The sequence below is a fragment of the Pontimicrobium sp. SW4 genome, assembly GCF_039954625.1.
Classification (GTDB): domain Bacteria; phylum Bacteroidota; class Bacteroidia; order Flavobacteriales; family Flavobacteriaceae; genus Pontimicrobium.
The window spans coordinates 1,305,692-1,326,564 of sequence record NZ_CP157199.1; the positions used below are offsets into that span (position 1 = coordinate 1,305,692).

Annotated in this window: 19 protein-coding genes and 1 pseudogene; 8 read left to right on the plus strand and 12 right to left on the minus strand. The window is 30.3% G+C overall.

Annotation, left to right across the window (positions count from 1 at the left end; translation table 11 throughout):
• Positions 1-2: 2 nt before the first annotated feature.
• The gene (locus ABGB03_RS06290) at positions 3-971 is read left to right on the plus strand and encodes a CPBP family intramembrane glutamic endopeptidase (RefSeq protein ID WP_347925783.1); all 969 of its coding nucleotides are present in this window, start codon (positions 3-5) and stop codon (positions 969-971) included.
• A gap of 70 nt (positions 972-1,041) precedes the next feature.
• Here ABGB03_RS06290 and ABGB03_RS06295 read toward each other — a convergent pair whose 3' ends face one another.
• The 3 genes from ABGB03_RS06295 to ABGB03_RS06305 all read right to left on the minus strand — a co-directional run bounded on the left by ABGB03_RS06295 (position 1,042) and on the right by ABGB03_RS06305 (position 3,165).
• Positions 1,042-1,416: a DUF2200 domain-containing protein gene (locus tag ABGB03_RS06295; RefSeq protein WP_347925784.1), complete on the minus strand. Its 375-nt coding sequence runs from the start codon at positions 1,414-1,416 to the stop codon at positions 1,042-1,044.
• A gap of 154 nt (positions 1,417-1,570) precedes the next feature.
• A complete protein-coding gene (bla, locus tag ABGB03_RS06300) occupies positions 1,571-2,365 on the minus strand; it encodes a subclass B1 metallo-beta-lactamase (protein ID WP_347925786.1) in 795 nt (264 codons plus the stop codon).
• Positions 2,366-2,547: 182 nt separating this feature from the next.
• Positions 2,548-3,165: a class I SAM-dependent methyltransferase gene (locus ABGB03_RS06305; RefSeq protein ID WP_347925788.1), complete on the minus strand. Its 618-nt coding sequence runs from the start codon at positions 3,163-3,165 to the stop codon at positions 2,548-2,550.
• 317 nt (positions 3,166-3,482) lie between these two features.
• Between ABGB03_RS06305 and ABGB03_RS06310 the strand changes: the two are divergent.
• Together ABGB03_RS06310 and ABGB03_RS06315 are read left to right on the plus strand one after the other, a co-directional pair.
• Positions 3,483-4,448 (plus strand): annotated as a pseudogene (locus tag ABGB03_RS06310) (IS110 family transposase).
• 125 nt (positions 4,449-4,573) lie between these two features.
• Positions 4,574-5,587: a DUF6624 domain-containing protein gene (locus tag ABGB03_RS06315; protein WP_347925790.1), complete on the plus strand. Its 1,014-nt coding sequence runs from the start codon at positions 4,574-4,576 to the stop codon at positions 5,585-5,587.
• 112 nt (positions 5,588-5,699) lie between these two features.
• On the opposite strand, the gene ABGB03_RS06320 is transcribed toward ABGB03_RS06315, so the two are convergent.
• From ABGB03_RS06320 to ABGB03_RS06330, 3 genes are all read right to left on the minus strand, one after another.
• Complete coding sequence (locus tag ABGB03_RS06320) at positions 5,700-6,491, minus strand: TerC family protein (RefSeq protein ID WP_347925791.1); 792 nt, start codon at positions 6,489-6,491, stop codon at positions 5,700-5,702.
• A gap of 4 nt (positions 6,492-6,495) precedes the next feature.
• Positions 6,496-6,867, minus strand: coding sequence for a DNA topoisomerase IV (locus ABGB03_RS06325; RefSeq protein WP_347925793.1), 372 nt, complete (start codon positions 6,865-6,867; stop codon positions 6,496-6,498).
• 149 nt (positions 6,868-7,016) lie between these two features.
• Positions 7,017-7,382 carry a helix-turn-helix transcriptional regulator gene (locus ABGB03_RS06330; RefSeq protein ID WP_347925795.1) on the minus strand — a complete coding sequence of 122 codons (366 nt, stop codon included), beginning with the start codon at positions 7,380-7,382 and terminating at the stop codon, positions 7,017-7,019.
• 278 nt (positions 7,383-7,660) lie between these two features.
• Between ABGB03_RS06330 and ABGB03_RS06335 the strand changes: the two genes are divergently transcribed.
• From ABGB03_RS06335 to ABGB03_RS06345, 3 genes are all read left to right on the plus strand, one after another.
• Positions 7,661-8,815 (plus strand): M14 family zinc carboxypeptidase, encoded by a 1,155-nt coding sequence (locus ABGB03_RS06335; RefSeq protein ID WP_347925797.1) that lies wholly within the window; start codon positions 7,661-7,663, stop codon positions 8,813-8,815.
• Positions 8,816-8,879: 64 nt separating this feature from the next.
• Positions 8,880-9,359, plus strand: coding sequence for a winged helix-turn-helix transcriptional regulator (locus ABGB03_RS06340; RefSeq protein ID WP_347925799.1), 480 nt, complete (start codon positions 8,880-8,882; stop codon positions 9,357-9,359).
• A 15-nt stretch (positions 9,360-9,374) separates the two neighbouring features.
• A complete protein-coding gene (locus ABGB03_RS06345) occupies positions 9,375-9,887 on the plus strand; it encodes a DinB family protein (protein WP_347925801.1) in 513 nt (170 codons plus the stop codon).
• 3 nt (positions 9,888-9,890) lie between these two features.
• Here ABGB03_RS06345 and aroB read toward each other — a convergent pair whose 3' ends face one another.
• Positions 9,891-10,961: a 3-dehydroquinate synthase gene (gene aroB / locus ABGB03_RS06350; RefSeq protein ID WP_347925802.1), complete on the minus strand. Its 1,071-nt coding sequence runs from the start codon at positions 10,959-10,961 to the stop codon at positions 9,891-9,893.
• A 97-nt stretch (positions 10,962-11,058) separates the two neighbouring features.
• Here aroB and ABGB03_RS06355 point away from each other — a divergent pair, with 97 nt between their 5' ends.
• Positions 11,059-12,231, plus strand: a complete 1,173-nt coding sequence (locus ABGB03_RS06355; RefSeq protein ID WP_347925803.1) for a proline dehydrogenase family protein — start codon at positions 11,059-11,061, stop codon at positions 12,229-12,231.
• A 13-nt stretch (positions 12,232-12,244) separates the two neighbouring features.
• Positions 12,245-13,243 (plus strand): GNAT family N-acetyltransferase, encoded by a 999-nt coding sequence (locus ABGB03_RS06360; protein WP_347925805.1) that lies wholly within the window; start codon positions 12,245-12,247, stop codon positions 13,241-13,243.
• Here the strand turns inward: ABGB03_RS06360 and ABGB03_RS06365 are convergent.
• The 5 genes from ABGB03_RS06365 to ABGB03_RS06385 all read right to left on the minus strand — a co-directional run bounded on the left by ABGB03_RS06365 (position 13,232) and on the right by ABGB03_RS06385 (position 20,873).
• Positions 13,232-15,538: a polysaccharide biosynthesis tyrosine autokinase gene (locus ABGB03_RS06365; RefSeq protein ID WP_347925807.1), complete on the minus strand. Its 2,307-nt coding sequence runs from the start codon at positions 15,536-15,538 to the stop codon at positions 13,232-13,234. The genes ABGB03_RS06360 and ABGB03_RS06365 overlap by 12 nt on opposite strands.
• Positions 15,539-15,555: 17 nt before the next feature.
• Positions 15,556-16,356 (minus strand): polysaccharide biosynthesis/export family protein, encoded by an 801-nt coding sequence (locus ABGB03_RS06370; RefSeq protein ID WP_347925809.1) that lies wholly within the window; start codon positions 16,354-16,356, stop codon positions 15,556-15,558.
• 5 nt (positions 16,357-16,361) lie between these two features.
• The gene (locus ABGB03_RS06375; protein ID WP_347925811.1) at positions 16,362-18,257 is read right to left on the minus strand and encodes a nucleoside-diphosphate sugar epimerase/dehydratase; all 1,896 of its coding nucleotides are present in this window, start codon (positions 18,255-18,257) and stop codon (positions 16,362-16,364) included.
• A gap of 383 nt (positions 18,258-18,640) precedes the next feature.
• The gene (locus ABGB03_RS06380; RefSeq protein WP_347925813.1) at positions 18,641-19,768 is read right to left on the minus strand and encodes a DegT/DnrJ/EryC1/StrS family aminotransferase; all 1,128 of its coding nucleotides are present in this window, start codon (positions 19,766-19,768) and stop codon (positions 18,641-18,643) included.
• 100 nt (positions 19,769-19,868) lie between these two features.
• Positions 19,869-20,873 (minus strand): polysaccharide deacetylase family protein, encoded by a 1,005-nt coding sequence (locus ABGB03_RS06385; protein ID WP_347925815.1) that lies wholly within the window; start codon positions 20,871-20,873, stop codon positions 19,869-19,871.

The following is a 20,873-nucleotide window of genomic DNA, read 5'->3' on the forward strand; positions in this document are numbered from 1 at the left end:
GTATGTATATATCACAAGTTTTTAAAGTAGAGCACGATTGGTGGCGTTATATTATTGGCCTAATGGGAGCAATTATAGGCGTTGGTATTTTTTCAATGCCTCACTTAATTGCTTTAATGATGAAGGTTTTTGATGGGACAGCCGATCAGGCTAAGTTTCAAGATATGAATTATCTTTTAAGTTTGTTTGAATCTAATTTAAACTTGGTGTTTATATTATTACCTTTTGTTGGCGGACTTATTTGTTTACTATTAATAGTGAAATTTTTGCATAAGCAATCTTTTAAAATGCTTACAACATCTAGAAAAAAGATTGATTGGAAACGATTTTGGTTTGCATTTTTGTTTTGGGGAATCATATCATCAGGGATGATACTTCTAGATTATTTCTCAAGTCCAGAGGGTTACGAACTTAACTTTAATCTTGGGAAATTTGTAGTATTATGCATTATTGCTATTTTATTAGTGCCATTACAAACTAGTTTTGAAGAATACTTGTTTAGAGGCTATTTAATGCAAGGGATTGGTGTATTAGTTAAGAATAGATGGTTTCCATTATTATTTACTTCAGTAGTATTTGGTTTACTTCACATTGCTAACCCTGAAATAGAAAAGCTAGGTTATATTTTATTGGTTTACTACATAGGAACTGGTTTGTTTTTAGGGATTATTACATTAATGGACGATGGTTTAGAGTTAGCCTTAGGCTTTCATGCTGCAAATAATCTTTTTACTGCTTTGTTAGTTACTGCAGACTGGACAGCATTTCAAACACATTCCATTTTTAAAGATGTCTCAGACCCAGAAAAGGCTGGATTTATTGATGTGTTTGCACCTGTGTTTATCATATTTCCTATTCTCCTTTTAATATTTGCAAAAGTGTATAAATGGAACAATTGGAAAGAAAAAATATTTGGTACTGTGGTTGAGCCTCCAAAAGAAGATTATAAGGTTTTAGGAGAGGACTTTTAAAGCTTTTTTGTGGTTAGTAAGTAGAATTTAACCTGAGGTGAATATGTAAAATTCTACCGAGGTACTAATATTATTTTTTTGTACGTAAAATTTTATCCATTTTACGACCTCTTGCCAATTCATCAATCAGCTTTTCCATTTGTCTACATTGTTTATACAATTCAAATTCATCCTCTATTTCTTCAATTCGATAACCACAAACGACTCCTTTTATCAAGTGTGTGTTTGGATTTATTTTAGCTTTTTGAAAAAATGTTCTAAAGCTTGCTTTTTCATCAATGAGTGTTTGTAAAGCATTTTGATCAAAACCAGTAAACCATTCAATTACTTGATTGAGCTCTTCTTCTGTTCTACCATTTTTCTTTAATCTATTCAAGTAAAGTGGATAAATGGATGCAAATATCATATTGGCAACCTGCTCATTTTTTTCTGCTGTAACTTTCATATTGATTTATTTAATTGTTACCAACTGGTTTATGTATGATTAATGATGTGTCTAAACACCTAATTTAACAAATAAAAACCGAATAGGAAATCTTTAAGGATTTTCGCAAGTCGGCTAGAATTAGCAATAAATAATATTCGGTGTTAGCAGTTGCCTATTTTAATTCAAATAATTCAATTGTGTAATCAAATAATTCCGTTCCTCCTGATTTTCCGTGTCCTGGAATTATGATTTTTGTTTTTGGATATTTAAATTTGATTTTGCGAACAGTTTCAGACCATTTGCCCGTGTTGGCATCTTCTAAATAACCCTTACTTGCCCCAACTTTTTTAATCAAACATCCACCAAAAATAGCATTGTCCTCTGGGAAATATCCTATGATATTATCTTTGGTATGTCCTTCTCCAAAGTATTCTGCATATACCTTTTTGTTGCCAATGTTTAAAGTTTGTCTATTATCAAATTCTTTAATTGGTTTAGAGAAATTTTGACCATTACTTTTAAGTAGTTCTATAGTTTGACGAGTAGCGTATGTTTGAATATTGTGTTTCTCAAATTCCTCTATTCCACCAATACAATCTTCGTGAAAATGAGTTGGAATAATAGCTATTATTTTGGTTTTAAGTCTATTAGCAACAAAATCTATTAATTCTAATGAACTTTTGTTGTCCGTTGGCGTGTCAAAAACAATTCCTTTATTTTCATTTATAACTAACATTCCATTACAGCCTACTTTTCCATAATCGTCCGTATTTAGATATGAAATATGTTCATAGATATGATTTGATAGTTTTTTAATTATCAAATTTTCGGTTTGATAGATTGTCAAACTATCGACTGAATCTGATTTAGTGTTTTCGGTATTAGCTTTTTGTTTTGATGATGATTCTTTGCACGAAATAAAGGTTGATCCTGAAAGAAGAAAGAGTGCTAATAAAAGTTTTGTCATAAATTTTGTTTTCCTAATTTAGAGTTTGTTTTTTGGTTGCTGCTAGCGGTTTTGCGTATGGTTAGTTGCGTGTTTCAGCAACTAATTTAGCAAATACAAACCGAATAGAAAATCCGTGAGGATTTTTGTAAGTGAGCTTATACTAGCAATGAATTATACACATCTTGTTAGCCACTGGCTTTTTAATTTAATTGCCTCCTAAAACTACAAAATAGAAAATTCTGCGTTGTACCAAATGGTGTTAAGTGGTTTTCGTTTACACACTTTAACTTTTCAAAACCATTTTTTAATTCAGAGGTTAATTCTTGTTCATTGTACTGCTTTATTTCAAGTCCGCTACATTTATTGGGGCCATTTTTAGAAAACGTTCCAATTGTCAAATAGCCATTTACAGATTTTTTTGCTGTTTCCATATATTTTGCAACTTGTTCATTCGTTGTCAAAAAATGAAATGTAGCTCTGTCGTGCCAAATGTCATAAGTTGTATTTGGTTTAAACTCCGTTATATCGCTTACAACCCAACTTATTTTTTTTGCTTTTTCACCTAAACGGCTTTTTGCCTTTTCAAGTGCTTTCGCAGAAATGTCTAAAACTGTTATGTTTTCAAATCCTTCGGCGAGCAGATAATCCACAAGTTTGCTGTCTCCACCACCTATGTCAATTATTTTGGCAGTCTTTTCAAGTCCAAATGAGTGTATAAATTCAAGTGAAGTTTTAGGTATTTCTTGAGTCCAACTTACTTGATTTGGGTTTTTAGTTTCATAAACTGTTTCCCAATGTTTCGTTCTATCTAATTTCATTATTATATCATTTTTTTCAGTGTATGGCTAACGTCCACTGTGTATAGCGTAGTGAGGCGCACCTCACTGAGGAGCCATAATTGCGTCTCATTAGCTATACAGGTCTTAAGTTTACAATCTATTAATTTTAGAGTTTAAAATCAGAAAGAACAAAAGAGAGAAATAAGATTAGTATACACGGTGAAGCCTAGACTTCGACAACATTGGTAATCCTCTCTCTTTTTCTACTAAGATTTCGTTCAGTTCTGTGAGACTATAGATCTCGATTTTAAGTTGTTGAAACGTCAGTAGCCTGTTCTTTCCAAAAATCAGTTCTTATGAATAAATATAAAGAAATTTATGGAGTTGACATTAGTAAAGATGTCTTTGATGTTTACGGTTCATTAAGTGGACATGCTCAGTTTAAAAATGACGAGCAAGGATTCCTAGACTTTTTTAAAAAGTCTATCAAATGATGTTTTGGTAGTCATGGAAGCTACAGGCTATTACCATTATCGATTGTCACAGTTTTTATATAAAAAGGGTGTATCAGTATCCGTAGTAAATCCCTTGTCAGTAAAACGCTTCATCCAGATGAAACTAGCAAAAGTAAAAACAGATAAGAGTGATGCCAAGTCCATTTGTGAGTATGTCACGATGAACGAATTACCAATGTACGCAGCCTTTACAGATGTTCATGCAGAATGCTTACAGCTTTTTAGATTGTTAGACAATTACATAAAACAGCGTACACAGACCAAGAACAAGCTTCATGGGGAAGAGACATTAGGGATTCCATCAAAGTATGCCTATAAGTCATTGCAGCGTGATTTAAAACACTTGGATAAGGAGATTAAAGGAATAGAGTTAATATTACTGGAACTGGTAAAACAAGATCAGCAACAGCAATTAACCTTGCTAAAGAGCATTCCAGGAATGGGCACAAAGACCGCCTTGTTTTTAATCGTTGTAACCGAAGGTTTTAAAAAGTTTGAAGCGCCTCACAGCTTTGCAGTTATGTAGGTATTACACCAACAATACGGGAATCAGGGAGCAGTGTTAGAGGACGCAGTAGGATAAGTAAAGTAGGCAATAAAAAACTCAGGAATTTATTATTTCTATGTGTTTTTTTGGCTTGCAAACATAACAAGGCATGTAGAGCAATGTATGAACGAATTGTAGCAAAGGGGAAGAGTAAAAAGTTAGCACTAATAGCTGTTGCAAATAAGTTACTAAAACAGGCTTTTGCAATTGCAAAAAGCGGATTGCCTTATGATGAAAATTTTGTTTCTAAATTAGTTTAAAACTGCTTGTTTTTTAACTCAGTTCTTTGTTAACAATAGTTGTTTCACTTAACATTAATTAACATACGTTAACTATTAATAATCAAGATACCACTTAAGTTTGCTAAAACAAAAATAATTTACTTATGAAAACAATTTATTCAACTATTTTAATGCTTATTCTCTTTTTCAATATTTCTCATGGTCAAAATGAAATGAAAAATTATGGACATCTTATAAATGATGCTGAAAACTTGTTTAAAAAAAGAGAGTATAAAAAATCCGCAAAAAAATACGAAGAAGCATTTAGTGTTTATGGAGGAAAAGGAGGTATAGACGATAGATATAATTTTGCAAAATCTTATGCTATGTCAGGAGATTATGATAATGCATTCTTTCATTTATTTAAACTTTCAAAAGCTACAGAGCATTATGGCCTGAGCAATATTGGAAAAGTAAAAGATGATGTAGCTTTTAAATCTTTGCATAAAAAAAAGCGTTGGGCTGAACTCTTGAATATTATTAATAAAAATGTAGAAGTGCTTGGAGTTAATTTAGATACTGAATTAGTAACTCTTTTAGATTCTATTTTTGAAGATGATCAAAAATATAGAAAGGCATATATTGATGTAGTAACCCAACAAGGGAGAGAATCTGCTGAATCTAAAAAGATTTTTGACAAAATGAAACTTATAGACTCCGTTAATTTAAGAAAAGTTAAGAAGATTCTAGATAGTAGAGGTTGGTTAGGAGCCGATCTTGTTGGGGACAAAGGTGTAACTACAATGTTTTTGGTGATTCAACATGCAGATTCTCAAACTCAAAGGAAGTATTTACCAATGATAAGAGAAGCGTTTATAAATGGGAAAATACCAGCAAATCGATTAGCATATTTAGAAGACAGAGTTGCTATTGGGCAAGGGAAAAAACAAATATATGGAACCCAAATCGGTAGTGACCCAGAGATAAATGCATCATATGTTCTTCCTTTGATTGATCCAAAAAATGTTGATAAGAGACGTGCGACTATAGGACTTGAAACTTTGCAACAATATCTTTCAAATTTTAATATAACCTGGAATGTTGAAGAATATATTGAAGAGTTACCAAATATCGAAAGGAAATTTAAAAATCAAAGAGAACTAAATCATAAGAATTAATTTATATAACAGATTAACCATTTTTTTAAATTATTGCCAACTGGTTATATAGTAACAAATATATGGATTTATTGGTCTATATTTTGGGATAACAGAGCATCTGTATTGGTTTTTATTCTTTTTTCTTTTTAGTAATTCTATAATTCAAAAACTCTACAAATAAAGAGAATGCAATAGCAAAATATAAGTACCCTTTTGGTATGGCACCAACTTCGTTTCCAAATAACGATGTGTGCGATAAATGTGCAGCTTCGGTGATTAGCATAAAGCCAATTAGTATTAAAAATGCTAAACCTAACATTTGTATACTTGGGTGCGCATCTATAAACTTACGTATTGGATTAGCAAAGCCAATCATAATGATAATAGAAATTACTACAGCAATTACCATGAGTACTAAATTGTAATTATGGTTGGTAGATAAACCGTTGGTCATTCCTACTGCTGTTAAAATAGAATCAATAGAAAAAATAAAGTCAATAATCATTATTTGCACAATGGCCTGCGAAAATGATTTTATTTTTTTTCCTTTCACAACATCCTTGTCGTGTGAAGGAGTTTCTACTTTCTCTCGAATTTCAGAAGTGCTTTTATAAATTAAAAACAAGCCTCCAGTAAATAGAATAATACTTTGCCAACTTAATGCTAGATGTAGCCAATTGTTTTCGAAAATATAAAAGGGCTTGGATAAACCAATTAAAAAAGAAACAAAAAACAGTAATATAACACGTTGCGCCATTGCTAATAGCAATCCAATATTAGTTACTCTACCTCTTTGATTTTCAGGTAGTTTATTAGCTGCTATAGAAATAAACACAATATTATCAATACCTAGAATAATCTCTAAAAAGGTTAGAGTTAACAATGCCATTATAGCATCACTAGTAAGTAGAAAATCTAGCATAGTACTAATTTATTTTTTTAGCAATTCCTTTTTGTTTTGTTGTTTCGCCTACATACGAATACTCAAAAGTGTATGAGGAATCTGTAGTAGATAATATTTTTAAATGAATGTCTTTCTGTTCTGCCATGCTTTTTGGGTTTATGGTTTTAAAAACCACTTCGCAGTCATTAATCCATCTTACATTTGCAGAGTCAGTTTTGTTTTCAAAAGTTTCAATTTGAAGCTTATCTGTTCTTGTAAAAACAGATGTGTAATCAATACTATCAATAGTAATAGTGCTTTCAAACGATCCTGTTTTATAATTTGTACAGTTTCTTTCAATTTGATAGCAACTAGAAAGGAATATAAATAAAATGATTACATAGAAATATTTCATGTGTTATATTTATTGTTTTTCAATTGCCATACTTCGACTTCGTTCAGTAAAGGCTTGTAACATCCATTTAATTTTTTCTTAGATACCAAGATTATAATTATGGATATTTCATAGAAAAGAATTTCTGTACAAATTTAATAAGAATACGTCTAATTCTTATAGTTTTTATATGTACCATCTTTAAAAAAAATAACAATCCTGTCAATATCAGTAGAATTTGAACTAAGAGAATCCAGCAATAAATTTTCTTTATCTATCACATTGCTATTTTCGGGTTTGTTTTCAATATTCTTCGGAAAAGTGCCTTTACCATTTAGCAACCAATACAAATCAACGTCTGGAAAGGAGGAGAGTATTTTCATAACAAAATCTAAACTAGGTTTATTTCTCTCAGATAATATATGAGAAATGCTAGAACGCTGCACACCAATTTTATCTGCAAAAGAAGAGGCAGATAGACTATAATAATCTATAATTTGTTGCAGCCTTATGGTGAAATTTTTAGAGTTTATCATTGTAAACAAAGATATTTAATATATAGCTAAATTTCATTGTTTTTTAGTATATTTTATTAGGTGTATAGTAAAATTCTATTACAATTATTTAAACTTAAATTCTATATAAAATAATTTAATTATCTAATATTGAATAATTTAAATGGTTAATAATAATCTTATTCATTTTTTTAGTTATAATACTGTATAATCGCATACAATTGTAAACAAAAAAGAATGATTTCATTGTTTACATTTGTAAAGTTTAGATTATTTACATTTGCAACTTATAATTACTTATGCTAAATCATTCTTCTTTACATTCAGAATTTGAGCGCTATAAAACGGAGTCTCTTTTTCATAGATATATTACCAATAGACACATTGAGTCAGTATTAAAAAGATTGCCTAAAAGTTTCGAAGTTTCTGTCATTGGACAATCGGTTAATGACTTGCCTATTTATGGTATTAAGCTTGGAAGTGGTGATAAGCGTGTTTTAATGTGGTCACAAATGCATGGAAATGAATCGACAACGACTAAAGCGTGCTTTGATTTGCTGCAATATCTCATGATAAATAAGGGTATATTAAAGTGTTGTACACTTTATGTTATACCTATTTTAAATCCAGATGGAGCAAAAGCTTATACACGTTTAAATGCCAATGGTGTTGACCTTAATAGAGATGCACAAGATTTAACGCAGCCCGAAAGTGTCGTACTAAAGAGTATTTTTGAAAGGTTTAAACCAAATTTTTGCTTCAATTTGCATGGTCAAAGAACTATTTTTAGTGCAGGAAGCACCAATAACTCAGCTACGGTTAGCTTTTTGGCTCCAGCACAAGATCCGGAATGTACTGTTACAGAGAATCGTAAAGTTGCTATGGAATTAATAGCAAGCATGAATAAGATGCTGCAAAACAATATTCCTAATGGTGTTGGTATTTACGATGATGCTTTTAATATTAATTGTGTTGGAGATACATTTCAAAGCCATAATGTGCCTACAGTATTATTTGAAGCAGGTCACTTTAAGGATGATTATGCTAGGGAAGAGGTGAGAAAGTTTATTTTTGGTTCATTATTAGTAGCGTTAGACACGATTAGTATAAATGAACATTTAGGAACTCAGTTTAAGCCTTATTTTGATATTCCACAGAATCAAAAACTGTTTTATGACATTATTATTAGAAATGCTAATGTCTTAATTGATTCAAAAGAAGAAGTTTTAGATATAGCAATTCAGTATGAAGAAGTGTTAATGGGTGAGAAGGTACATTTTATCCCTAGAATTAAAGATTTTGGAGATCTTTCTAAGTATTTTTCGCATAAAGAAATTAACGCAAACAATAAGCGAGTGGTACTAGGAGAAAACAGGGCTTTACGTAGTGAAAGTGTAATTGATTTCATTACCATTGATAATGAATTATTCTCATTAAAAACAACAAATAACTAATAAATAATTCGTTATTTTTATTAAAAATGCATTAGTTTTGATTTTTATTTAACAAAATTGAAAAATGGCTAAATTTAGATTAGACGAAATAGATCATCAAATTCTTGATATGTTAATTGACAACACAAGAATTCCTTTTACAGATATTGCAAAAAAATTATTGATTTCGGCTGGAACTGTTCATGTTAGAGTTAAGAAAATGGAAGATGCTGGAATTATTAAGGGGTCATCTTTAACTTTAGATTATCAAAAACTAGGGTATTCATTTATTGCTTATGTTGGGGTATTTCTTCAAAATACTTCTCAAACAAAGTTTGTTCTAGAACGTATTAACGACATTCCATATATTACAGTTGCACATATAACTACAGGTAAGTTTAATATTTTCTGCAAAATTAGAGCAAAAGATACCACGCATGCAAAAGACGTTATTTTTATGTTAGATGATATCGAAGGGGTTTATAGAACCGAAACGATGATTTCATTGGAGGAAAGTATCAATGACAAGAAGCGTTTAATGCATTCAATATTTAATGATTTATAGTTTTCTATTACTATCATGTCAAAATATTTAAACACAGAAGAATTTAACAGCTACTATAGCACATATATTAATTTAGTAGAACAAGAAGATATAGTAGCTTCACTTCAACAGAATTTAAAAGAGATGTTATCTTTTTACAAGTCTATTCCAGAAGACAAATGGTCGTTTTCTTATGCAAAAGGAAAATGGACCATTAAGGAGATTATGCAACATTTATTAGACACTGAAAGGATTTTTGCTTACAGAGCATTATGTTTTTCACGAAAAGATAATGTTGAGCTTCCAGGGTATGATCAAGACGAATATTTAGAGCATTCTAAAGCTAATTCTAGAAATAAAGAGAGCTTGATTGAAGAATACATATCTATTAGAAACGCAACAATTTCGTTGTTTAAAAGCTTTTTAAAAGAAATGTTTATGCATATTGGTGTTGCAAGCAATAGTCCACTATCGGTAAGAGCTGCTGGGTATATAATTGTTGGCCACGAAAGGCATCATTGCAATGTGATTAAAGAACGCTATCTATAGAATTTAGTTAGATTTATAATAATCGAAAGCCTCTAAAATAAGTGCGTTTTCTACTTTACAATCTATTTTAGATTTTCCAATATCCTCAAGAAGTACAAAATTCACATTTCCATGGGTGTTTTTTTTGTCAAATTTCATGAGCTCAATTATTGCTAAGTAATCATCTTGAGTTAATTCTACAAGTCCGTAAATATTTCTAATTGTAGATTTTATGTTTTGCAGTTTTTTATAAGGAAAGTCAAACTTCTTATGTGAAATATAAGTAGCCAATACCATTCCAATGGCAATTGCTTCACCATGTAGTAATGTTTCTTTTTCATCATTACTTAGGCAGTACGATTCTATTGCATGTCCTAGGGTATGACCATAGTTTAAGGTTTTTCTTAAACCATTTTCATTTGGGTCTTCGGTTACGACGTTCTTTTTTATAATAATAGATTCGTAAATCAATTGGTCTAAATCATCAAGCGTGAATTTTGATAAATCACTCATTTTATGCCAGTAAGCTTCATCTTGAATTAAGCCATGTTTCAGCATTTCTGCTAAGCCAGAACGCATTTCATTTTGGGGTAAGGTTTCAAGAAATTTAGTATCAACTAGTACCATGTCACTACAATTAATAACACCTATTTGGTTTTTTAAAGTACCAAGGTCAACACCAGTTTTTCCACCAATTGACGCATCAACCATAGCTAATAAGGATGTAGGAACATTAATAAAGGCTATTCCTCGTTTAAAACACGAAGCTACAAAACCACCAAGGTCTGTAACAACACCACCACCTAGATTAATTAAAAGTGACTTTCTATCGCCATCTAGATTAGATAAAGCATCCCAAACACCAACACAAGTATCAATCGTTTTATTAACTTCTCCAGCATCTATTTCAATAATTTCGAAGTTTTTTGAAGTATTTAATTGTGCTAAAAAATAACTCAAGCAATGTTCATGCGTATTTGTATCCACTAATACAAATATTTTTGAAAAATTAGATTCGTTAATATAACTATTTAGTTTGTCGTAACAAGTTGAATTAAAATGTATTGCGTACTCTTGGGTTAAGATTGATTCCATGTATGTTTGCCATAAAATTTGACCGTTAAAATAAGTAGAAAATTATTAAAAAAGTATCTTAGTAATAAATATATTTGCTCTAAATGTAATTGTAATTATGTCAAGAACTAGAATTTTTGATAATACCGAAATTGCTTTTCAGTTGAAGAGTGATTCCGAGCTTGAAAGAGCTTATTTTTTGTTTAAAATGATATCTGTTCAACCTTTAGTTAGGATTGGTACAGCAGCTACAAATTTTGCTTTAAAGGCTAATTTGCCTGTAGAAAAGCTAATTAGGTCAACAGTTTTTGACCATTTTTGTGGTGGCGTTAATGAACATGATTGTCAAGAAGTAATCGATAAGATGTTCGATAAAGGCGTATCGTGTGTTTTAGATTATTCGGTTGAAGGTAAAGAAACAGAAGCGCAGTTTGACGCTGTTATGAACAAAACCTGTGAACTCATAGAATTTGCTCATACAAAAGATGCAATGCCAATTGCAGTGTTTAAGCCAACAGGATTGGGGCGATTTCTTCTATACCAAAAAAAGACAGAAGGTATTGACTTAACTCCATCCGAAACGGAAGAGTGGAATAGAGTAGTAGCACGTTATCATAAAATATGCAAGTTAGGAAAAGATAGAGATGTTGAGATTTTAATTGATGCTGAAGAAAGTTGGATGCAAGATGCCGCCGACGATTTACTCGAAGATTTAATGAGGTTATATAATACTGAAAAACCAATTGTTTATAATACGTTACAGCTTTATAGATGGGATAGGTTAGACTATTTAAAATCACTACATGAACGAGCAAAAGAGCAAAATTTTAAACTAGGATTTAAAATAGTGCGTGGTGCTTATATGGAAAAAGAAAGAGAACGTGCAGTAAGCAAAGGATATGATTCTCCTATATGCAGAGATAAAACCACTACTGATGATAATTTTGATAAAACATTAGCCTATATTTTAGAGAATATAGAAGATATCTCCGTATTTATTGGAACACATAATGAAGAGAGTTCGTACCTAGCTATGGACTTAATGGAAAAATACAATATATCGAAAAATGATAATCGTGTTTGGTTTGGACAATTATATGGTATGAGTGACCACATTAGTTACAATTTAGCTAGCCAAGGCTATAACGTGGCTAAATATGTGCCTTTTGGACCCGTAAAAGATGTGATGCCTTATCTGATTAGAAGAGCAGAAGAAAATACGTCAGTTGCTGGACAAACTAACAGAGAGCTTAACTTACTTAAGCAAGAAAGGAAACGAAGAAAACTATAAAAATTTATTTTTAATGATTAGCAACCCATTTACTTCGCAAACTTATGGATCTATATGGACAAAACATTTTTCTAATGACGAGGAGATTAATTCATTTGATGCTGTTAATGGTGTAAAGTTTGTTAAAGATAAGCGCTTCCCTTTTTACGTAAATGTTGGAAAAAACCAAACCAATGGAATGACCTATCAATTGGATAGTACAGCTAGTAATTTTAAAAATAAAACTGTATTAATTCACGATGTTCTAAGTTATTTACAAGAAGAGCAGAATACTAAGAATAGCCGAATCAAGGTTAAAATAATACCTCAATATAAGGGCCTATATGCTAATTTATCTGAAGTTAAGAGCATCGATGAAGTTATGGTTTCTTGCTTTAGTTCAAAAAGCAGAAGCAGGTTTAGAGGTAGAATTAGGCAAATAGAAACTAACTTTAATATTTCACAAAAAGTATATTTTGGAGATATAGATAAAGCTGATTATTTAGAGAAGATGGATGTTCTAAAAAGCTTTATTGTTAGCAGATTTGAACAACGAAACGAACATAATAGTGTAGTGCCTTTATGGGGTTTTTATGTAGATTTAATTTATCCGTTAATATTAGAAAAAAAAGTTGTTTTTAATGTTATTAATGATGGTGAAGTTCCTATTGCAATGTCTATAAACTTTGTTTACGATGATATGGTTGCAATTGCCATTAGATCATTCGATATAAGCCATTATAAATACAATATTGGAAATCTAGAAATCTATAAACTTATTGAATGGTGTATTGACAATAATATTAACATCTTAGATTTCTCTAAGGGTAAAGCAGACTATAAAGATAGATGGTCCGATAAACTATATGCCTTTGAATGTCATGTTATTTACGATTCCAAATCATTGATATCTATTCTAACAGCAAATAGCATTAGCTTTTTATATAGAACAAAACAATACCTTAGAGATAAAAATATTAATTTATGGTATACTAAGGTAAAGTTTAAGATTAAAAAGCTACTAGGAAAATAATTTACGTTTCTTTTTTGGAGACTCACCATAACCGTATCCATAACCTCTTTTATGAATCACACCATTTAGTAGTGTTACCATATTTGGAAGTCTTTTCTCATCATACATAGATTGAGCAACATGTAATTGACGTTTATCTAAATAATTAGCTCTAACAACATAAATTACCATGTCTGCATATTTACTAATTAATAAGGTGTCTGTCACTAATCCCACAGCAGCAGTATCAACTATAATGTAGTCATACTTATTCTTTACAGCATTAAACAAAACATCTAATTTTTCATCCATTAATAATTCAGCTGGATTTGGTGGTATTGTACCAGAACTAATCATGTCTAAATTTTCATCCACATTATTTATAACATCAGTAAAATTAATTTTGTTATCTATAATATAGTTGGTAAGCCCAAGACCAGTTTTATTTTCGACTCCCATATATTTATTTAGCTTTGGCACTCTAATATCTGTTTCAATAATTAGAACTTTTTTATTTGAAAAAGATAACGATCTTGCCAAGTTTAGGGATGTATGCGATTTGCCTTCTTTACTAGTTGTAGATGTTACAAAAATAGTTTTGCCTTTGCTTTTAGTAACATTAGAAAGCATAAAATCAATATTTGTTCTAATTAGCCTAAAAGATTCAGCTTTTGGAGAATAATCGTGTCTGTCAATAAAAATCTGCTTGGTATTTGACTTTGGTACATCTCCAATAAAAGGAATTGATAATTCTTTTATTAAACCAGCTTTATTTCTAATTTTATTATCCAATAAATCCATTAAATAGATAGTCAATAAAGGAATTAATAACCCTAAAACAAAAGTTCCTAAAAACAATATACTTTTCTTTGGCCAAATTGGTAAAGCACTTGCATAAGCATTATCTATTATAATCGCATTTGGTGATGATACACCATGAGATACAGCAGATTCTTCACGTCTTTGCAATAAATATACATATACAGATTCTTTAATACTTTGCTGACGTTGTAAATCACCTAATATTCTCTGCTTTTTTGGTGCAGAAAAGATTTGAGCGGAAATTCTGTTTTCTTCTCTATTTAAATTGTCTAGCTTAATTTGGTTAGTTGATTTTAAATTATTTAAGCTTGCTGAAAAATTTTGCTTTAAATTGGCAATTTGTGCATCTAACCTTTTAACAACAGGATTTTGCTCACTAGAATTTTCCAAACGTTTGTTACGCTCCATTACCAATTCATTATGCTTTTGCATTAAGCTTGTAATAGAATTATCTTGAAAAGACATACTTTCTGGGATTAAATCGCCATTACCATTTTTTTCGCTTATATGTTTTGATACATAATCAATTACTTGTAATTCAGTACTTGTAGCTATTTGCTGATTTTCAATTTCTCTTTCTGTTTGTAAAAAAATGCTTGATTGAGATGATAAATCTGTTAACCTATTATTTTGTTGTGCAGTTTCTGATGATTGGTTAACCTCAGATAGTTCTCGAGACACTATAGCTAATCGGTTATCAATAAAATCGGATGTGGCTTTAACAACCGCATTTTTATTTTCGATAACTACTTTGTTATATTGAGCTACAAGTTCGTTAAGAATATCTATACCTTTTTCTTTTACTGGTTCATCAAGTGTAATATTAATAATACTTGAGTTAACAGCTGTTGTCGTTATTTTTATTTTATCACTATAATGAGATGCAACTTTCTCTTCGGATGCAAATTTCACAGTAACACTTTTACCTACTTTTAATTCTGGTTGATCAAAATTTGGAGTAAAAATGATGTTTCCAAATGGCATGCTTATATTTTCGCCAAAATTTAGTTTTTGATCACTATTCTTAAAAGTGAATTGTGATTTTGATATGATATTAAGAGTTACAGATGTGTCTATAGTTTTTAAGATACTATCATTTTCAAGAAAGTTAACTGTTAATGGAGGGTTCTTATAAATTTCTAATTCTTTAATAGAACCTTGTATGTAGCATTGTATATTTAACCCTAATTCCTCAATAACACTATTTATAATTGAGCGAGAACCAATTACTTGAACTTCATCTAAAACGCTATTTTGGTCTCGTTTAAATAACCCATAGTCATTTAACTGATTGGATTGTTTTGAGATATTTTGCTCATTACTATCAGCGATTTTTATTGTTGCCGAAATTTTAAAAGTATCTGTAGCATATCTTAAATAAAGAAATGTTAATGAAAAACAAATAAGTAAACTTAATAGAAACCATTTCCAATTTGTAAAATATTTTTCTACTTGTTCTCTTAAATTTGAGCTGTTTTTAGATTGAAGTGTCATTGTAAATTACGAAATTATTACTTTATTAAAATGGCTACAATAGTTGCTAACGTTCCAATAGCTGAAATAATTACACCATTATTTTGATTAAAGCTTGATGCTCTAACTCTAGCATTGTTTTGCTCAACATAAATAACATCATTTTGAGTTAAATAATAATTAGGAGAATTAAGCACATTTACCGAAGTTAAATCTACTATTGCAAACTTTTTTTGCCCATCAACTTCTCTTATTAATTTTATGTTATCTCTTTTACCATAAATTGTTAAATCTCCAGCTAAACCTAATACTTGAGCAATTGAGATTTTTTCATCTTGTATTGTATATGTCCCAGGATTTTTTACTTCTCCTAAAACAGTTACAGTAAAATTAGCTAGTCTAATATTAACAATAGGAGGAGTGTCTTTTTTAAAGTAGATGCTAAGCTTATCTTTTAATAGAGTATTTGCCTCGCTTCTCGTTAATCCTGCAAGCTTTAAAGTACCTAATGTTGGAAACTCAATATTTCCTTTGCTGTCTATTAAATAGGTTTGCATTTTTAAAGTTCCTTGAGCATCAATAACGGAGTTGTTGGTAGATACAACATTTAGATTAAATGGCGCTACAGTTTTTGGATCATCAGCAGAAACATTTATAACTAAGAGATCATCTGCCTTAAAACGAAGTTCAAAATTTGAATTTTGATTTTCTATTGCTTCTGATAATGGTTCGTCTTGAAAATATATAATGTCTTGACGTGAACCACAAGAGCTTAGCGTAACTAGAGCTAATAATAGTAATTTATTTACTACGGATGAAAATGTAATTTTTGGTTTCATATTTATTAATTTTTGGCTTTATCTAAAACTTCAAACTTTGAATTGTTTGATATGTATTCTGGTACAATATCTTTTAATTTTGAAACAATTTCAAGGCCTTGACAGCTTAGGTTTGAGCTATTTAATTCTAATATTTTATCTTTAATTTGTTGTATTTCAATTTTTTTACTTTTAGCTATCATAATCTTTTCATGATAGGTTTGCTTAGTGTTTTCACCATCTGCTAAAAGCTCTTCATATATTTTTTCACCAGGTCTTAACCCCACAATTTTTATATTTATGTCCTCAGGATATTTAAGACCAGACAATTTAATCATGTTTACAGCTAAGTCAAATATTTTAACTGATTCTCCCATATCAAACACAAAAATCTCACCACCATTACCCATTGCTGCAGCCTCTAATACTAAAGAGCATGCTTCAGGAATTGTCATAAAAAACCTAGTTATATCTCTATGAGTCACGGTTAGTGGTCCTCCATTGTCTATTTGCTTTTTAAATAATGGAATTACTGAACCATTAGACCCTAGTACATTACCAAATCGTGTTGTAATAAACTTAGTTTTACCTTTTCCTTTAAGACAACTAATATATAATTCTGCAACACGCTTAGTGGCACCCATTACATTTGTTGGGTTTACAGCTTTATCCGTCGATATCATTACAAATTTTTCAACTCCATGCCTTACAGCAAGATTCGAAATATTTATAGTCCCTCCAATGTTTATGCTTACAGCTTCTTGAGGGTTATTTTCCATTAAAGGGACATGTTTGTAGGCAGCAGCATGAAAAATAATTTCTGGTCTATGGTCAGCCATAATTCTATCCATTCTTATAGGACATTTTACGTCTGTAACTATAGTGACATAATTTGTGATTCCTTTTTGAACAAATTCTTGCTGAATATCGTATAATGCAGATTCAGCAATATCGACTAAAATCAATTTTTTAAAATTAAAGTTACATAGGTTTCTAGAAATTTCACTTCCAATTGACCCAGCAGCACCAGAAACAAGGATTACTTTATTATTATACTCTTCAACCAAAACAGGATTTTCAAAGCTAATAGGTTCTCTGCCAAGTAAATCTTCAATGTTTACATCTTTAATTTGTGATGCTTGTAAATCGCCATCTATCCATTGTTGAACAGGAGGTACTATTTTTACTTTTATAGATTTTTCAAGATATACACTTGAAATTTCTAATAAGCGGTGATAACTTATACTTTGAATTGAAATGATAACCTCATTTACATCATGTTTTTGTATAAAATCGTCATCTATTTCCTCTGAGCCATAGACTTTAAGAAGATTTATTTTTTTGCCAATTTTTCTTTCATCATTATCAATAAAACCAATTACTTCAATATTGCTTTTGGTGTCATTTGCAATTGCATCATAGGTTAAATTTCCAGAGTTTCCAGCACCATAAATTAAAACATTTGTTTTAGGCTTAAATCCAGATATGATAGCTTTATAGCTTGCTTTAATAAAAAACTTACTAGAGATTAAAAATAGTATATTAAGGAGTAAGTGTATGTAAATTATTGACCCTGGAATATCACAAGAGATAAAAAAATTGAATTGCCTAGTTAAGAAAGTTTCTATTAGTAAAATAGTAGCAAGAATGTTAACGCCAATTATAATATTTATCACATCCTTCATTCCAATAAACCTAACCACTCCTTTATGAGTGCCAACTATAAGAAAACTTATAATTGCATTTAACGCGACAAAAGGAAGTTCTCCAAGAAACTTACTAAATTCAAAGTCAAACTTAAAATTATATCGAATTAAATAGGCAAGGAAAAATGTAAATAACACAATGCAAACATCAAAAAGTAGCACAAGCCATTTTGACGCATATCTTTGCGAAATATTGTACAATCCATTTTTAAACATAACTCAAAATAGGCATTTTTACATTAACTAGATGTTTTCGACTTTAAATACATTATTTATAGTCGATGTGATATTAATGCTATATAATCAAATTCATTTTTAATAAAGTTCTAGCTTTATTAATAAGGGGTAAATATAAATTATAGCAGTTTAAATTTCTTTAATTATCAATTAAACCAGATAAATGTTCTAAAATTAAAACAGCTAGTAATTTTATTTAAGTAAATATCATGGATTAAAAGGTATTCATCAAATAAAAACGACAAATAACAAATTTTGCCGATTTGAAAAGTTAGATTAACTATCAGTATTTTTTGTAATAAAAAATAGCAGTTAAAATAAAATAGAAATTAAAGAAAAGTCTTTTGTAAAATTAGAAGTATTTATTTTATGTCAAAAAAAGATTTTAACACGTTATAAATTCTTTCTAAATCATTATCAGTTAAATTCGATCCACTTGGCAAACATAAACCTCTTTCAAATAGATTATCTGATACACCATTTATGTATTTTTTACAGTCGCTAAAAATTGGTTGTTGGTGCATTGGTTTCCACAATGGTCGTGTTTCAATATTTTCCTTATCAAATTCCAATCTCAATGCTTCTCTAGTTTTAAAGTTATCTAGCAAAATTGCTGATAACCATCTATTAGAAAAGTGATTTTGAGGCTCACCAAGAAACTCAACAAAGTTTATATTTTTTAATGCATCTACATAAAATTGATAATTTTTTCTTCTTAATTGAACATACTTATCCAACACAGTCATTTGGGCACGTCCTATTCCAGCAACAACGTTAGACATTCTATAATTATAACCAATATGCGAATGCAAATATGCTACAGATTTATCTCTGGCTTGCGTCGCAAGAAATACAGCTTTGTCTTTTATCGCTTTTTTATTTGTTGCTAATGCGCCACCACCAGATGTAGTAATTATTTTATTCCCATTAAATGATAGAATGGATATATCTCCAAAAGTTCCACATTTTCTATTTTTATAACTACTCCCAAATGCTTCGGCACTATCCTCTATAATTGGTATGTCATAATTTTTAGCTATTGCATGGATTTCATCCACTTTATAAGGCATACCATATAAATGAACCGAAATAATTGCTTTTGGTTTTCTTCCTTTTGCAATACAATCTTTAATCGCGATTTCTAATTGAATTGGGCATAAGTTCCAGGTATCTTTTTCACTATCAATAAAAACAGGTTGAGCACCTTGATATACTATTGGGTTAGCTGAAGCCGAAAATGTTTTACTTTGACATAAAACAATATCATCCCTTGAAACGTCAAGAAGTATGAGTCCTAAATGTATTGCAGCTGTGCCTGAGCTTAATGCAGCTACATACGTGTCTTCATTTAAATAATGAGAAATATCTTCTTCAAATCCACTAACATTTGGGCCTAATGGAGCTATCCAATTAGTATCGAAGGCCTCATTAATAAATTTTTGCTCTTTGCCACTCATGTGTGGAGATGAGAGCCATATTTTTGGTTTCATAAGTAGTAGTATCTAATTGTAAATATCAATCTAAATTCATTATCAGTCAAAATAAACAGACAAAAGTTCAATTTATCTTGATAAACTAATATGTTTGGAATTAGGAGAGAGAGGCAATAACTTTATTTGCCATGGATGTCATGGTTTCACTTTTAAATTGATACTTTTCATTTAGCCTTTTGTATTCCTTAAATATATCTTCTAAAACATTAAAATTTTCTTCCATATTCATACCGAAGTTATGAGGGTGCCACCAAAGATGAAAGAGCTCATTACGACTTGCGGCATGTATCATTGCTTTCTTTATCCTTCTTAATCTTAAGGCTTCTAAAAATTTTAGTCTTTTATTATAAGGCCTCAAAAAACGACTCTGAGGAAGATTAATTATACTATTCTTCTTATTTATTGCTTTTAGACTATAAGTGTGTTGCCCTGTAAGATTAATATAGCTATCTAACATTCTTAAAGCCCTAAATATTTGCCAAGAATAGTATGGAGATTCTGGCTTATTTTCTAATTGATAAAGAAATGAACTTTCTGTACCTCTATAGCATTTTATTCCTAGTTTATAGCAAATATCTAAATATTCAGGATTAAACATATTCCTTGGAAAAACAATACTTTCAATAGTTGTATTTAAGTTTTCTGCAATATTTATAGCTGCAGTTATATCCTCCTTAAAATGATTTTTTGTTTGACCAGATTCTGTACAGTAGTAATGCGAAAAAGTATGAGTACCGACCTCATGATTATTATGCTCAATTATTCTTTTTAATATAGAATGGCCAAAATGGTAAGGATCGTCTTTCTCACTATATCCAATATCGTCTAATAGCTCATAAGGGTTTAACTCACTTTTGTTATAATCTGGAGTTAACTCTGGGATATGCTTTATAAGGTCTTCTTTGTTTTTAGCAAATAAAAAACCAACAGTTGCAAATGTTAGTTTAATGCTATATTTATCGCTTAAATCAAGAAGTCTTTCAATAACTCTACGTGTGTTAGCAAGATTTTCTTCGTACTCTTCAACAGTTTTTAAGTCAAAAAAGCCCCAATGCAACTCATAATCTAGTGAAATAACAAAATGTCCATTATCGTTTATCAT